The 13,056-nt window shown below is 71.1% G+C and carries 15 protein-coding genes; 1 reads left to right on the top strand and 14 read right to left on the bottom strand.

What is annotated here, in order from left to right:
* Nucleotides 1–551 precede the first annotated feature (551 nt).
* The 11 genes from ACIHAD_RS45565 to ACIHAD_RS45515 form a co-directional block, all read right to left on the bottom strand.
* A complete protein-coding gene (locus tag ACIHAD_RS45565; protein ID WP_397361095.1) occupies nucleotides 552–1,049 on the bottom strand; it encodes a hypothetical protein in 498 nt (165 codons plus the stop codon).
* The gene (locus ACIHAD_RS45560; protein WP_397361094.1) at nucleotides 1,046–1,546 is read right to left on the bottom strand and encodes a hypothetical protein; all 501 of its coding nucleotides are present in this window, start codon (nucleotides 1,544–1,546) and stop codon (nucleotides 1,046–1,048) included. Before ACIHAD_RS45560 ends, ACIHAD_RS45565 begins: the two co-directional genes overlap by 4 nt.
* 6 nt (nucleotides 1,547–1,552) lie before the next feature.
* Nucleotides 1,553–2,713 (bottom strand): MCE family protein, encoded by a 1,161-nt coding sequence (locus ACIHAD_RS45555; RefSeq protein ID WP_397361093.1) that lies wholly within the window; start codon nucleotides 2,711–2,713, stop codon nucleotides 1,553–1,555.
* On the bottom strand, nucleotides 2,710–3,690 hold the full coding sequence (locus ACIHAD_RS45550; protein ID WP_397361092.1) for an MCE family protein: 981 nt from the start codon (nucleotides 3,688–3,690) through the stop codon (nucleotides 2,710–2,712). Before ACIHAD_RS45550 ends, ACIHAD_RS45555 begins: the two co-directional genes overlap by 4 nt.
* Nucleotides 3,687–4,676 carry an MCE family protein gene (locus ACIHAD_RS45545; protein ID WP_397361091.1) on the bottom strand — a complete coding sequence of 330 codons (990 nt, stop codon included), beginning with the start codon at nucleotides 4,674–4,676 and terminating at the stop codon, nucleotides 3,687–3,689. The genes ACIHAD_RS45550 and ACIHAD_RS45545 overlap by 4 nt, the downstream gene beginning before the upstream one ends.
* Nucleotides 4,667–5,659, bottom strand: coding sequence for an MCE family protein (locus tag ACIHAD_RS45540; protein WP_397361090.1), 993 nt, complete (start codon nucleotides 5,657–5,659; stop codon nucleotides 4,667–4,669). The genes ACIHAD_RS45545 and ACIHAD_RS45540 overlap by 10 nt, the downstream gene beginning before the upstream one ends.
* Nucleotides 5,656–6,711 carry an MCE family protein gene (locus ACIHAD_RS45535; protein ID WP_397361089.1) on the bottom strand — a complete coding sequence of 352 codons (1,056 nt, stop codon included), beginning with the start codon at nucleotides 6,709–6,711 and terminating at the stop codon, nucleotides 5,656–5,658. The genes ACIHAD_RS45540 and ACIHAD_RS45535 overlap by 4 nt, the downstream gene beginning before the upstream one ends.
* Nucleotides 6,708–7,490 (bottom strand): MlaE family ABC transporter permease, encoded by a 783-nt coding sequence (locus tag ACIHAD_RS45530; protein WP_397361088.1) that lies wholly within the window; start codon nucleotides 7,488–7,490, stop codon nucleotides 6,708–6,710. Before ACIHAD_RS45530 ends, ACIHAD_RS45535 begins: the two co-directional genes overlap by 4 nt.
* Entirely contained in the window at nucleotides 7,487–8,233 is a 747-nt protein-coding gene (locus ACIHAD_RS45525; RefSeq protein WP_397361087.1) for an MlaE family ABC transporter permease, read from the bottom strand. Before ACIHAD_RS45525 ends, ACIHAD_RS45530 begins: the two co-directional genes overlap by 4 nt.
* 70 nt (nucleotides 8,234–8,303) lie before the next feature.
* Nucleotides 8,304–9,302, bottom strand: a complete 999-nt coding sequence (locus tag ACIHAD_RS45520) for an ABC transporter ATP-binding protein (protein WP_397361086.1) — start codon at nucleotides 9,300–9,302, stop codon at nucleotides 8,304–8,306.
* Between the two features lie 102 nt (nucleotides 9,303–9,404).
* Nucleotides 9,405–9,971 (bottom strand): TetR/AcrR family transcriptional regulator, encoded by a 567-nt coding sequence (locus tag ACIHAD_RS45515; protein WP_397361085.1) that lies wholly within the window; start codon nucleotides 9,969–9,971, stop codon nucleotides 9,405–9,407.
* A gap of 90 nt (nucleotides 9,972–10,061) precedes the next feature.
* Between ACIHAD_RS45515 and ACIHAD_RS45510 the strand changes: the two genes are divergently transcribed.
* Entirely contained in the window at nucleotides 10,062–10,460 is a 399-nt protein-coding gene (locus ACIHAD_RS45510) for a nuclear transport factor 2 family protein (RefSeq protein WP_397361084.1), read from the top strand.
* 263 nt (nucleotides 10,461–10,723) lie between these two features.
* Here the strand turns inward: ACIHAD_RS45510 and rplL are convergent, their stop codons facing one another.
* From rplL to ACIHAD_RS45495, 3 genes are all read right to left on the bottom strand, one after another.
* A complete protein-coding gene (gene rplL / locus ACIHAD_RS45505; RefSeq protein ID WP_185070580.1) occupies nucleotides 10,724–11,116 on the bottom strand; it encodes a 50S ribosomal protein L7/L12 in 393 nt (130 codons plus the stop codon).
* Nucleotides 11,117–11,185: 69 nt separating this feature from the next.
* A complete protein-coding gene (gene rplJ, locus ACIHAD_RS45500) occupies nucleotides 11,186–11,713 on the bottom strand; it encodes a 50S ribosomal protein L10 (RefSeq protein ID WP_397361083.1) in 528 nt (175 codons plus the stop codon).
* 239 nt (nucleotides 11,714–11,952) lie between these two features.
* Entirely contained in the window at nucleotides 11,953–12,780 is an 828-nt protein-coding gene (locus ACIHAD_RS45495) for a DUF1396 domain-containing protein (RefSeq protein WP_397361082.1), read from the bottom strand.
* Nucleotides 12,781–13,056 lie beyond the last annotated feature (276 nt).

Here is a 13,056-nt window from a genome sequence, read left to right as displayed (position 1 = left end):
CGACTCGGTCTGCAGAGCGAGAAGGTCAGGAACTTCGAGGGGCTCCTGGATACGCGCGAAAGAAACGCGACGGGGACCAGCGGGTACGGCGGAGGCGTTGCGCGAGGCTGCCAACAGATGTCCTTCCGAGGGCTCGCGGCGGACTGACTACACGCACGCCAGACAACCTCGCAACGTGAGCAAGCATCACGGGTCGTCAAAGGGCAGCGCAAAGGGGCAGTGTAGCCGAACGGCACACGCCTGTCCACTTCGCTCTCGCTGCATGCTCCACGTTGGTCGCAGCATCGCCCGTTCAGCCGCAAACGTCAAGCCCGCGAGCCCGACTTTTAGCCGCCTAGAGGCCCGGACGCTGGAGTTTTCTCCCCAGTGTGATCGGGCGCCTACCGCCAGGCCCAAGACGATACCCGCGATCGTGGGCGGTTAACGCTCCGTCACCCCGGGGGTCGAACCCATGCCGACCGCCGGTGTAGCTGTGACTGCAGTACCCCTATCAAGGGCTTCGCCAAACCTGATTTTTGGTAACAATTGAACGTAGCGGCGCGCCCGGCGGCTCAGGCCGTCCCCAGCAGCGTGGACAACCCCTCGACCAGCCAGCGCCCGTCTTGCCGGACCATGACGAACCGGGCGCGGTTCTGGGTGACCTGTTGCTGGGGCCTGTCCTGGTTCGGCACTACTTTTACCGTAACCATGTTCACGAACAACAGGACCTCGACCCTGTCGGGCGTGGCGCGCTCGACGCCGGCGTCCACCACGGCCGCGGTGCGGACGGTCTTCTCGGCCTTGGCCTTGGACACCAGCGACGTGGTGAGCTCCTTGTAGTGCCTGGTCAGCTCGCCCGTCGTGTACGCCCCCGCCCTGGCCAGGTCGGCCTCCACCGAGCGGTAGTCGTAGGAGAACATGTCGGGGGCGACCTGGCGGGCCGTCGCCATGGCCTCGGCCGCCGCCCCGTCGGCCCCTCGCAGGTCGCGCAGGTCGAACCACATCCTGGGCACCAGCACGCCCGCGACGATCACCAGGACGCCGAGCAGCACCACTGTGACGGTTCTCACACCACCTGCACCACCTTCGACACCAGCCAGACGCCGCCGACCTTGGTCACGTCCATCGTCCAGCGGTAGAAGCGCTCCTGGGGCGGGCTCTTGGAGCCGTCCCAGCGGATCTCGGCGTCGGCCACCACCAGCACCTTCGCCGTGCCGCCGGACATCGACACCAGGCCGGTCGCGCGCAGCACGCCGTGCTGGACGACCTTGTTGGCGACCGTGGTGCTCTTGAGCTTGCCCGCGATGGCCTCGTAGCCGGTCCTGGCGCCGGCCGTGCAGGTGTCGAGGATGCGCTCCACGTCGGCGTCGACGGTCTTGTAGTCGAGCGAGACCAGGTTCTTGGCGTGGGTGCCGGCCGCGAGCAGCGCGGCCTGCCGGTCGTCGGCCAGGGCCTGCGCGTCACGCGCCTGGAAGGAGATCCACACGCCGGTGGCGACGAGCGCCGCCAGCGTCACGCTGAGGGCGGCCACGAGGATGCGGACCGGGCGCGCGGGAAGTCCTCCCACCTGTGCTCACCCCTTCCGGACGGTCGCCGGATCATAACCCGCCAGCCACTCCCGAAGCCCTGGAATCGACGGAGGCGGTTGGGGAGCCGGGGCGTTGCGGGCGCCGCGCACCCCGGTCGCGCTGCCGCGCGGCTCGCGGCAGAACGCCTTCGGATCGGGCGGACGTGGGCTGACGTCCTGCGGACGGCGCCGGCGTACGCCCTCGTAGCCGCGGGTGCAGGGCCTGGGCACGTTGAGGTCGAGGTCGAGGCCGAAGTGCAGGCCGTCCCGGTCGACCACGGAGAACGCGCCCGCGACGGCGGCCGGGTAGCCGATCAGGAGCTGGCGCAGGGCCGTGTCCCGGGCGGAGACCGTGCCGCCGCCGATCACGAGGTGGGTCAGCAGCGGGCGCAGGTGGGGCGCGACGCCGGCCGTCAGGCGTTCGAGCGACTCGGCGGCGCGCGGGGTGCGGCCGATCACGTGGGCGACGTCGCCACGCCCGTCCCGGAGCGAATCGGTCAAGCTGGCCAGATCCCCGGCGAATGCCTTCAGATGGCTCCCAGAGGCCCGCTGAGCGTCGAGCACGGTCTCCCCGTCGTGAAGGACCGCGACCGTCTCGGGAAGCACGCTCTCGGCCTGTCCGAGCAGCTTCTCGCCCGCCTCCTCCAGCCGCCGCAGGTACGGCCCGTTGCCGCCGAGGCCCTTGTCCAGCTCGGTCACGACCGTCTCCAGGTCACGCGGATCGATCGAGGCCAGGAGCCGATCGGTGTCGCCGAGGAGCCGGGCCGTGCTGACCGGCAGGCGCGTGTGCTCGCGTCCGATCACGTCCCCGTCCCCCAGGTACGGCCCGGTGGCCCCGGCGGGCCGCAGGTCCAGGTACTGCTCGCCCACGCCCGACCGGTTGGCCACCACGGCCAGCAGCCCGCGGGCCGGGACGGGGGTGCCGGACCCGAGCCTGACCACGGCCCGCGCGCCCTCGCCCGCCACCGCCAGCGACTCCACCCGGCCGATCGGCACCCCGCGGTAGGTCACCTCCGAGCCGTCGAACAGTCCGCTCGCGTCGGCCAGCTCGACCGTGACCCGGTAGGCGGGGTCGAACAGGTCGGCCCCCACCCGGGCGTACCTGACCAGCGTGTACGCCACCGCCACCACCCCGATCAGCGCGAACGCCAGCAGCCTGACGGTCATCGCGCACCTCCCAGCAGGTTGCGCAGCGTGGTGCCCGGCGAGGCGTCGACGGTCAGGTCGGTGTTGGCGTAGTCGCCGCGCAGCATGGACGAGGCCGACCCCGGGAACGGGAACGTGATCGCCGTCGCCAGCCCCGAGGCGACGCTGTCGCGTGCCCGGTCGAGGTTGCGCAGGAGTTCGCGCAGGTGGCGGAGGTCGGCGAGGGTGTCGGCCTGGGAGCGCTCGACGACGCGGGTGGCGGTGCGGCCGAGCCGGTCGAGGGCGGCGAGCATGGCGGTCAGGCCGGCGCGCTGGTCCTTGAGCAGGGTGACGGCCGGGCCGATCTCGGTGGCGGTGGCCCTGATCGTGGCGCGCTGGGCGGCCAGGGTGCCGGTGAGGCCGTCGAGGGCGTCGATCAGCCGGACGATCTGCTTCTTGGAGCCGTCGAGCCCGGCGGCGAACACCCCGAGCCTGCGCAGGAGGTCCTTCAGGCGGGCCGAGCGGCCGTCCAGCACCTCGCCCAGCTCCCGGTTGACGGTGGCGACCTGGTCGAGCCCGCCGCCGTCGACCAGCAGCGAGGCGGCCGACAACACCTCCTCGACCTCGGCGGTCGTGCTCGTCCGGGCCACCGGGATCGGGCCGCTCAGCCGCCCGCGCCCGGCGGGCAGCAACGTGACGAACTTCTCCCCCAGCAGGCTCGTCTGGGAGATCGCCGCGGTCGTGCGGTCGGGCAGGGCGACGTCGCCGCGCACCGCGCAGACCACGTCGGCCCGCCATTCGGCGCCCAGCTCCACGCCGGTGACCTCGCCCACGGTGACGTCGTCCACCTTGCACAGCGAGCGCGGCACCAGGTCGAGCGCGTCGGCGAACTGGATGGTCACCGTGTAGGGCCGCTCGCCCAGGTCGGCGCCGCCGGGCAGCGGCAGCGAGGCCACCCCCTCGAAGCCGCACCCGGCCGCGGTCGAGAGCAGCAGCGCCAACACGAACGGGCCTCTCATCGGACGGGTCCTTCGGGCAGGGGGCCGGGCGGCCGGATCGAGGCGGGCAGCGGGACCAGGTTCTGGATGATCGTGTCGAACCAGCGCCCGTTGCCGGTCGCGTCGGCGAGCTGCCGGGCGAACGGCCCGAGCAGGGCGAGCGACCGGTCGAGGCTCTCCTCCTGGCGGCTCAGCACGGCGACGAACGAGCGCAACCGTTCGAGGGCCGGTCTCATCGTGGTCCTGTTGTCGGCGACCAGGCCGTCGATCTGCCCGGCCAGCACCACCGTGTTGACCAGCAGCCCGTGGACGACGGCCCGCCGGGCGGAGACCTCGCGCAGCAGCAGGTCGCCGTCGGTGACCAGGCCGTGCAGGTCGGCGTTCCTGCGGGCCAGCAGGCCGGTGACGGTACGGGCGTGGCCGACCAGGTCGTGCAGGCGGGCGTCGCGGGCGGCGACGGTACGCGAGAGCCTGCCGAGGCCCTTCAGGGACGCCCGGATCTCCGCCGAGGAGCCTTCCATGGTCTGCGACAACACGGTCATGGCCTCGGCCAGTGCCCGCTCGTCGACGCGGCCCGCGGCGCTCCCCAGGTCGGCCACGGCGGGGGCGACCTCGTACGGGACGCTCGTGCGCGACAGCGGGATCTGCCCCTGGAGCCGGCCGTCGCCCTCGGGGACGAGCATGACGAAGTGGGCGCCGAGCAGGGTCTTGATCCGGATGTCGGCCCTGGTCAGCGAGCCGAGCCGGACGTCGTCGGCCACCCGGAGGTCGACGCGTACGTGGTCGCCTTCGAGATCGACGCCGACGACCTCCCCGACCTTGACCCCGGCGATCATCACGTCGTCGTGCTCGCGCAGCCCCGCGGAGTCGGCGAACGCGGCCGAGTACGTGCTGCCGCGCGGCAGGCCGCCGACCGCCAGGGCCGCCACGACCAGCGCGAGCGCCACGACGATGCCCCCGACGCCGAGCGGCACGGGGTCGCGTCTCCTGAAGGGGGTCAGTGGCATCGGGGGCTCCCGTTGACGATCTTCGGAGTGCGTACGCCGCCGCTCCTGACCGTGAGCGAGCAGAGGTAGAAGTTGAACCAGGACCCGTTGGAGGAGGCCCGGACGAGCCGGCCGAGACGGCCGGGCGCGCGGGCGACGGTGTCCTCGACCAGGGCGCTCCTGGCGTTGAGCGCCTTGAGGAGCCCGCCCGCGTGCCGGACGCTCACGCGCAGGTCGGGCCGGGCCCTGCGGACCAGGCCGCCGGTGACGGCGGTGAGGCGGTCGAGCGTGGCCAGCGAGTCGCCGATGGCCTCGCGGTCGCCGGCCAGGCCGCCGATCAGGGCGCGCAGGTCGATCAGCAGCCGGTCGTAGTCGTGCTCGCGGCCGGCGACCTCGCCGAGCACCACGCCGAGGTTGGTGATCACGCGGCCGATCACGGCGTCGCGGTCGGCGAGTGTGCCGGTGAGGGAGGCGATGTGGCCGAGCAGGGCCTCGACCGTGCCGCCCTCGCCCTGGAGCACCTGGACGATCTGCCAGCTCAGCTTGTTCACGTCCTGGGGGCGGATGGCGTTGAGCAGCGGCCTGAAGCCGTTGAACAGGGCCGTGACGTCGAGCGCCGGGCGGGTGCTGCCGACGTGGGCGCCCGGCGGGAGCAGGCCGGGGCCGCCGGGGCCGGTGGAGAGCGTCAGGTAGCGGTCGCCGATGAGGTTGCGCCAGCGGATCGCCGCCACGACCGCGCGGGGCAGGGCGGTGGTGCGCCGTACGGAGAAGGCGACCTCGGCCCGCGTGCCCGCCAGCGTGACGCTCTCGACCCGGCCGACCCGCACGCCGGCGATGCGGACCTCGTCGCCCTCGCGCAGCCCCGAGGCGTCGGTGAACAGGGCGTGGTAGACGACCGCGGCGGTGAAGCGGGCGCCCGAGATCGTGATCGCGAGGGTGGCCACGCACAGGGTGGTGACGAGGGCGAAGGCGGCCAGCTTGAGTGCCGGCCCGAGCGTGGTCATCGCAGCATCAGCCTCGCCAGGTCGGCCGTGCCGTCGTCGAAGCGGACCCCGGGGAAGGGCACGGGCGCGTGGTCGGGCAGGCCGTAGCAGGCCGGGCCCCTGCGGTCGGCGTAGCGCGGGGTGTCCTTGCCCGGTTCGTACGGACGCGCCGGCCGGACGATCTCCAGCACCGCCTTCGCGCTCCCGTGGCCGAAGGCGTCGTCGAGCAGCGGCCGCAGGCGGTCGAGGCCGCGCAGGACGCACGGGATGACGGGCGCGTGATGGGCGGCGACGTCGAGGGCCGGGCGGACGACGTGCGGGAGGCCGACGATGCCCGGCTCGTTGGAGGCGAGCAGCAGGTCGGTGGCGGTGGCGGCCCGGGTGACGGCGGCGGTGGCCGGGGCGAGCGGGGCGGCGGTGAGGGTGCGGCTGATCGCGGCGCCGTTCGCGAGGGTGCGCAGCAGGTCGGGGGCGGCCTGGCCGTACAGGGCGGCGACGTCGGCGAGCTTGGCGATGTCCCGTTTCAGCGTCGGCAGGTGGGGCTGGAGGCGCCGGAGGTAGGCGCCGGTCCTGTCCAGGGTCGTGCCGAGGCGGGCGCCGCGGCCGTCCAGGGCGGTGGCCAGGGCGTTCAGGGCGGCGTTGAGGCGGTCGGGGTGGACGGCGCGCAGGTGGGCCAGCAGGCGGTCGAGGATCCGGGTGATCTCGACGGCGGCGGACGAGGACCTGATGACGTCGCCGTCGCGCAGCGGGCCGCGCGGCGACCTGGGCGGGATCAGGGCGACGTACTTCTCGCCGAACAGGGTCTTGGCCCGCAGCTCGGCGGTCGAGGCGCGGTCGACGTCGTGGTCGAGGGCCAGGGTGAGGCGGGCGCCGTGCTCGGCGGGCGCCAGGTCGGCCACCTCGCCGACCACGACCCCGTTGACCTTGACGTCGGCCCGGCGGTCGAGCTGGAGCCCGGCGGCCGGCAGCAGCAGCGTGACGTGCCGGGCGGTGGAGAACGCCTTCGTGTAGACGGCCAGCGTCAGGGCCGTGAACGCGGCGATGATCGCCAGCAGCGCGACACCGTGTCTCATCCGGCCAGCCTCACCGTCGTCGTCGTGCCCCAGATGGCCAGGCCGAGCAGGAGGTTGGCGACGTTCACCGTCACCAGCACCGCGCGTACGGCCCGCCCGACCGCCACCCCGACCCCGGCCGGGCCGCCGGTGGCGTGGAAGCCGTGGTAGCAGTGGATGAGGATCACCAGGACGGCGAAGACCATCGCCTTGCCGAAGGACCACAGCACGTCGTACGGCGACAGGAACAGCTCGAAGTAGTGGTCGTAGGTGCCCGTGGACTGGTCGTGGAGCACGGTCACGATCAGCCGCGTGGCGACGTAGGAGGCGAGCAGGCCGAGCACGTACAGGGGCATGACGGCGGCGAACCCGGCGATCAGGCGCGTGGTGACCAGGAACGGCACCGACGGGACCGCCATGACCTCGAGCGCGTCGATCTCGTCGCTGACCCGCATCGCGCCGAGCTGGGCGGTGAAGCCGCAGCCCACGGTGGCCGACAGGCCGATCGCGGCCACCAGCGGCGCGATCTCGCGGGTGTTGACGTAGCTGGACAGGAAGCCGGTGAAGGCCGAGCCGCCGATGCGGTCGAGCCCGGTGTAGCCCTGCAGGCCGACCTCGGTGCCGGTGAAGAAGGTCATGAAGGCGACGATCGTCATCGTGCCGCCGATCACCGCCAGGCCGCCGCTGCCCAGCGCGACCTCGGCCAGCAGCCTAAGCACCTCCCGGCGGTAGCGGGCGGCGGCCGGGACGGCCCTGATCGCCCTGGCGTAGAACTCGCCCTGCCTGTCGAGCGTCTTCATGACAGCACCAGCTCGTTGTAGACCGCACTGATCAGGAAGTTCTCGGCGAACAGCACCAGGGCGGCGAACACCACCGCCTGGTTGACCGCCTCCCCCACCCCTTTGGGCCCGCCCGCCGCGGTCATCCCCTTGTACGCGGCCACCAGCCCCGTCGTGACCCCGAAGACCAGCGCCTTGCCCTCCGACACCCACAGGTCGGAGAGCTCGGCCAGGGCGTTGAACGACTGCAGGTACGCCCCCGGCGACCCGCCCTGGGCGACCACGTTGAACAGGTAGCCGGCGATCAGCCCGACCGTGGTGACCAGGCCGTTGAGCAGCGGCGCGACCAGCGCGCACGCGGCGACCCTGGGCACGACGAGCCGGTGGAGGGGGTCGACCGCGAGCACTTCCATGGCGTCGATCTCGTCCCTGATCCGGCGGGCGCCGAGGTCGGCGCAGATCGCGCTGCCGGCCGCGCCCGCGATCATCAGCGCGGTCACCACCGGGCCTGCCTCGCGCACGATGCCGAGCACGGCGGTGGCCCCGGTGAAGGACTGGGCGCCGAACTGGCGGATGAGGTTGCCGGTCTGCATGGCGAGCACGGCACCGAAGGGGATGGCGACCAGGGCGGTGGGCAGGGCGCTCACGCTGACGATGAACCACGCCTGCCGGACCAGCTCGCGCACCTGGAACGGCCGCCGCCCGGCCGCCCTGGCGGTGTCGAGCGACATGGCGACGAACCGCCCGACCTCCTCAATCACCATGTGCGCCCGCCCGAACGCGGACGGTGACCGTCTCCGGCCGTGAAGAGACGCCTTTCAGGCGGTTCATGAGCTATGCCCCGTCCGCATGGGCGTCGATCGGCCGGGGGTACTCCTCCAGCCAGTCGCGGCCGTGTTCGTCCACGAACGAGCCCTGCGGCGGGATCACGCCGTTGGCCGCCAGCCACCGGCCGGGCGGCTGCTGCGAACGGCGGATCACGTTGCCGCTCGGCATCAGCTGCGGCGGGATCGGCGGCAGCCCGCCGGGGTCGTGGCCCAGCCGCGCCTCGGCCTCCAGCTCGGAGACGTCCTTCTCCTCCGACATGCCGATCGGGCCGTGCCTGCGGGCGTTGAGGAACTGCCGCACCACCGGCTCGTCGCTGGACAACAACATCTCGCGCGGCCCGAACATGACCAGCTCGCGGCGGAACAGCAGCCCGATGTTGTCGGGGACCGTGCGGGCGGTGTTGATGTCGTGCGTGACGATCAGGAAGGTGGCCTCGATGTCGGCGTTGAGGTCGACGATCGTCTGGTTGAGGAAGGCGGTGCGGACCGGGTCGAGGCCGGAGTCGGGCTCGTCGAACAGGATGATCTCCGGGTCGAGCACCAGCGCTCTGGCCAGGCCGGCGCGCTTGCGCATGCCGCCGGAGATCTCGCCGGGCAGCTTGCCCTCGGCGCCGGCCAGGCCCACCAGGTCGATCTTCGCCATCACGACCCGGCGGATCTCGGCCTCGGTCTTCCTGGTGTGCTCGCGCAGCGGGAAGGCGATGTTGTCGTAGAGGTTGAGCGAGCCGAACAGGGCGCCGTCCTGGAACAGCACGCCGAACAGCCGGCGCAGCTCGTAGAGCTTGCGCTCGCCGCAGCCCGCCAGGTCGTGGCCGTCGATCCAGATGTGGCCGCGGTCGGGGCGCAGCAGGCCGACCAGCGTCTTGAGGAAGACCGACTTGCCGGTGCCCGAGGGGCCGAGCAGCACCGAGATCTCGCCCGCGGGCAGCGTGAGCGAGACGTCCTTCCAGACGACCTGCCGACCGAACGACTTGGTCAACCCGTCGACCACGACCTCGACGCCCACTGGCCACCTTCCCGATCACAGGGAGTACTCAGGGGATAACGTGCCGCACACTTTACTTCCGGTTGCCGCCACGGTCGCGGCGATCCGGCGAATTGGAACCTGTTACGGGATTTCCGGTCTCGTAAGAGTCCGCAGGCTCGGGCGCAGCAGCCGGGCGATCTCCTCCGGCGGCGCGTCGCGCAGCTCGGGCAGGCCGAGGAGCTGGTGCCCGACGGTCACGCCGAGCAGGATCGTGGTCATCAGTGCCGCGCGCAGGCGGGCGTCCTCGCCGGGGATCGACGCGGCGAGCCGGTCGATCTGGCGGGCGAGCGCCTCGCGGGCCGCCGTGCCCGCCTCGGGGTGGGTGAGCATCGAACGCATCATCGCCAGCGAGCCCTGGGGCAGCTCGCCCATCTTCACGTCGAGCGTGGCGAGCAGGTGCTCGACCAGTTCCTCGGGGCTCGCGACGGCGCCGGGGTCGGGGGTGGCGCGCACGGCGGCCCTGAAGAGCTCCTGCTTGTTGCCGAAGTACTGCATGACCAGGGCGGGGTCGACCTCGGCGGCCTTCGCGACCGCCCTGATGGTGGCGCGCTCGTAACCGACCTCCGCGAACAGGGCTCTGGCCGCGTCGAGGATCCTTCCCTCGGTTCTGCGCCGCCGCTCGGCACGGGGAAGCACTCGCTCGCTCACGGTCCGACTCTACCCGTGTTGACCGTTCCTCCTCTTTCGCTCTACGCTCGTTGAGTCAACGACCGTTGAGCGAGATGCGAGGTTGTGAACATGACCGTCGATGAGATCGTCGTCGCCTTCCACGGCGCGATGCTGCACAAGTCGGCCGACGAGCTGGCCGACCTGTACACCGAGGACGGAGTGCACGAGTTCCCGTTCGGCGGGCTGCCGCCGTACGAAGGGCGGGAGGCGGTCCGCGCGGGGTACCGGGCGGCCTGGGGCGCCTCCCCCGCCGCGCCGCAGGAGGTGGAGCGGGTCGCGTTGCACCGTACGGACGATCCCGAGGTGGTGGTCGTCGAGCAGAACGCGCACGTCAAGGTGGGCGACCGGCCGATCACCGTCCCCGGCCTGCTGATGCTGCGGATCAGGGACGGCCGGATCGTCCACTGCAAGGACTTCATGGACGCCAGTGCCATCGCCAAGGTCCGGGAGGCGGCACTCAGCTTGTGAGGTCGACGACGCGCCGGTGTGCGGGGCGCGGCGGTGTCGACCGCGTACGCCGCCGGCGCCGAGCAGCAGCACGGCCGACGCCACGCGGGATCTCGCCTCGCTCAGGACACCCGCACGCTGGGCAGACCCGTTGGCCGGGCGATGAGACGCGGACGAGAATCTCCTGAGGCGTCCCCGTACATGCCCGTACATGCGAAAAGAGGCGGCCACACCCGGCACCAGGGTGTGTCCGCCTCTTCCGAAGAGCTGTGTGAAGTGGGAAGTTACTTCACGGTCACGGTGGCGCCGGCGCCCTCGAGGGCAGCCTTGGCCTTCTCCGCCTGCTCCTTGTTGACCTTGCCGTCGAAGACCGGCTTGGGAGCGCCGTCCACCAGGTCCTTGGCCTCCTTGAGGCCCAGGGACGTGAGGGCGCGGATCTCCTTGATGACCTGGATCTTCTTGTCGCCGGCGGCCTCGAGGATGACGTCGAACTCGTCCTGCTCCTCAACGGCGGCGGCCTCGCCACCACCAGCGGCGGCGGGGGCGGCGGCGACCGCGACGGGGGCGGCGGCCTTGACGTCGAAGACCTCTTCGAACTGCTTCACGAACTCAGAGAGCTCGAGGAGGGTCATCTCCTTGAACGCGTCGAGCAGCTCGTCGGTGCTGAGCTTCGCCATGATGCTTTTCCTTACGTTTAGGACTTGCAGAAAACTAGGAACGGGACCGCGGAAGCGGCAACCCCCGTGTTACTCGCCCGCTTCTTCGTTGCGCTTGACACGAAGGGCGTCGGCCAGCTGAGCCATCTGCGTGGGCAGCGCGGCGAAAACCGCGGCGGCAGCGCTCTGCTTCGCCTTGAGAGCACCGGCGAGCTTAGCGAGGAGGACCTCGCGGGACTCGAGGTCGGCGAGCTTGGTGATCTCGGTGGCGTCGAGCGTCTTACCGTCGAGCACACCACCCTTGATCACCAGAAGGGGATTGGCCTTGGCGAAGTCACGCAGACCCTTGGCCGCCTCGACAACGTCGCCGTTGACGAAGGCGATCGCGGTCGGGCCCGTGAGCAGGTCGTCGGGGAACGACAGACCGGCTTCGTTGGCCGCGATCTTGGTCAGGGTGTTCTTCGCCACGGCGAACTTCGCATTCTCACCAAGAGCAACGCGCAGCTGCTTGAGCTGGGCGACGGTGAGACCGCGGTACTCGGTCAGAACGGCGGCGCTGCTGCCTTCGAACTCGCTCTTGAGCTCGGCAACGGCTGTCGCCTTATCCGCCCTCGCCATGGGCCTCCTTCCAGGTGTGCCGCCGGCGAAGGCCCCTGGAAATGAGAACAGCCCCGGGCGCAGGGGCGCACGGGGCTCACATATGGAATGACACCATATGGGAAACTCGCATCACACCTGCGCGGGCCGTCCACAGAACGTGGATCCTTCGGTCGCCAGGACTGATGCACCTGACGACGACCGGCGGTCTTCGGCAACGACCAGAGTACGTGCTGGTCGCCGAGTTTCCAAATCGGTCCTCAGTTGACGGTCGTCTTCGGCAGCTCCCCGATCTGGTCGGCGGGCGGGGCCTCGACCTTCACCGGCTCGTTGAAGCCCTTGAAGAGCAGCGTGGCGTCCAGCGTCGTGCCCTCCTTGGAGCCGTTCAGGGCGAGCTTGCGGGGCAGGCCGTCGCCGGCCACCCAGATGTCGAACTTGACGTCCTTGAGCTCGGCGAGGTTCGTACGGGCCTGCTGCTGCTTGTCGGCGGGCAGCTGGCCGACGGCCGCGTCCACGGGGAACGTGCCGCTGTAGTGGGTGGCGTCCTGGCCGTTGACGCTCTCGGTGCCGACCTGCTTCACGTCCTTGGACGCGGTGACCAGCTTGGTCACGTTGGCCAGGTCGAACTGCTGGATCTGACTGAGGTACTGGTTGACCTGGTTCTGGTTGCCCACTTCGGTGAGCGGGACCTTGATCCACGGCTTGGTCGCGCCGACGAGTTCCTTGAGCGCCTCGACCTTCACGTAGACGGTGTCGCCCTGGAGGACTGCGCGTACGCCGCCCGGCAGGTTCCGGCCGCCCATGTCGACGGTGTCGAGGGTCAGGTCCACGGCGAGCTGGGGCTTGCTCTGGTAGAGCATGCGTCCCTGCACCTTGCCGTTGCCTTCTTGGGGGTGCGTCACGTTCGCGACTGCGTCCACCGTGTAGCTGGTGACCTCTGTGGTCTTCTGCGCGGCCTGCGCGAGCACCTCTGAGGCGGCCAGGTTCACCTGGATGGGCTGCGTGTTCGTACCACACCCGGCGACCGTGGCCGCGACGAGAGCAGCTCCGGCCGCGGCGGTGGCGAGACTTATCCTGCGCTTCAGCATGTTTTGACCCTACGGTTGGCTTGTCCCATCGTGGCGACTTCCCCGCATAATTCGGGGAAAACCCAGGGTTCTCCCCCACAGCCTGTGCACGATTCCTGCACAACCCCGCTCACCTGAGAGATCATCCGGGACGAAAAGGCCGGCGCCTCGCCCCCGCGGAGACACCGCGCACGGCGGGAAGCGGTCCGGCGGGCCCGGCTCACGAAGGCGGGCCCCCGGCTCATGAAGCTGCGCCCCCGGCTCATGAAGCTGCGCCCCCGGCCATGAGAGCCGGGT

This window comes from Nonomuraea sp. NPDC052265, assembly GCF_044547985.1.
Lineage (GTDB): Bacteria > Actinomycetota > Actinomycetes > Streptosporangiales > Streptosporangiaceae > Nonomuraea.
The sequence above is the reverse complement of the archived record's forward strand: the minus strand, read 5'-3'. Positions and strand labels throughout refer to the sequence as shown.

What these genes read in the sequence shown, in the direction of transcription:
- ACIHAD_RS45555 (WP_397361093.1), bottom strand. Translation starts at nt 2,713, where the DNA reads ATGACCGTCAGGCTGCTGGCGTTCGCGCTGATCGGGGTGGTGGCGGTG.
- ACIHAD_RS45550 (WP_397361092.1), bottom strand. Translation starts at nt 3,690, where the DNA reads ATGAGAGGCCCGTTCGTGTTGGCGCTGCTGCTCTCGACCGCGGCCGGG.
- ACIHAD_RS45545 (WP_397361091.1), bottom strand. Translation starts at nt 4,676, where the DNA reads ATGCCACTGACCCCCTTCAGGAGACGCGACCCCGTGCCGCTCGGCGTC.
- ACIHAD_RS45540 (WP_397361090.1), bottom strand. Translation starts at nt 5,659, where the DNA reads ATGACCACGCTCGGGCCGGCACTCAAGCTGGCCGCCTTCGCCCTCGTC.
- ACIHAD_RS45535 (WP_397361089.1), bottom strand. Translation starts at nt 6,711, where the DNA reads ATGAGACACGGTGTCGCGCTGCTGGCGATCATCGCCGCGTTCACGGCC.
- ACIHAD_RS45530 (WP_397361088.1), bottom strand. Translation starts at nt 7,490, where the DNA reads ATGAAGACGCTCGACAGGCAGGGCGAGTTCTACGCCAGGGCGATCAGG.
- ACIHAD_RS45525 (WP_397361087.1), bottom strand. Translation starts at nt 8,233, where the DNA reads ATGGTGATTGAGGAGGTCGGGCGGTTCGTCGCCATGTCGCTCGACACC.
- ACIHAD_RS45510 (WP_397361084.1), top strand. Translation starts at nt 10,062, where the DNA reads ATGACCGTCGATGAGATCGTCGTCGCCTTCCACGGCGCGATGCTGCAC.
- rplL (WP_185070580.1), bottom strand. Translation starts at nt 11,116, where the DNA reads ATGGCGAAGCTCAGCACCGACGAGCTGCTCGACGCGTTCAAGGAGATG.
- rplJ (WP_397361083.1), bottom strand. Translation starts at nt 11,713, where the DNA reads ATGGCGAGGGCGGATAAGGCGACAGCCGTTGCCGAGCTCAAGAGCGAG.
- ACIHAD_RS45495 (WP_397361082.1), bottom strand. Translation starts at nt 12,780, where the DNA reads ATGCTGAAGCGCAGGATAAGTCTCGCCACCGCCGCGGCCGGAGCTGCT.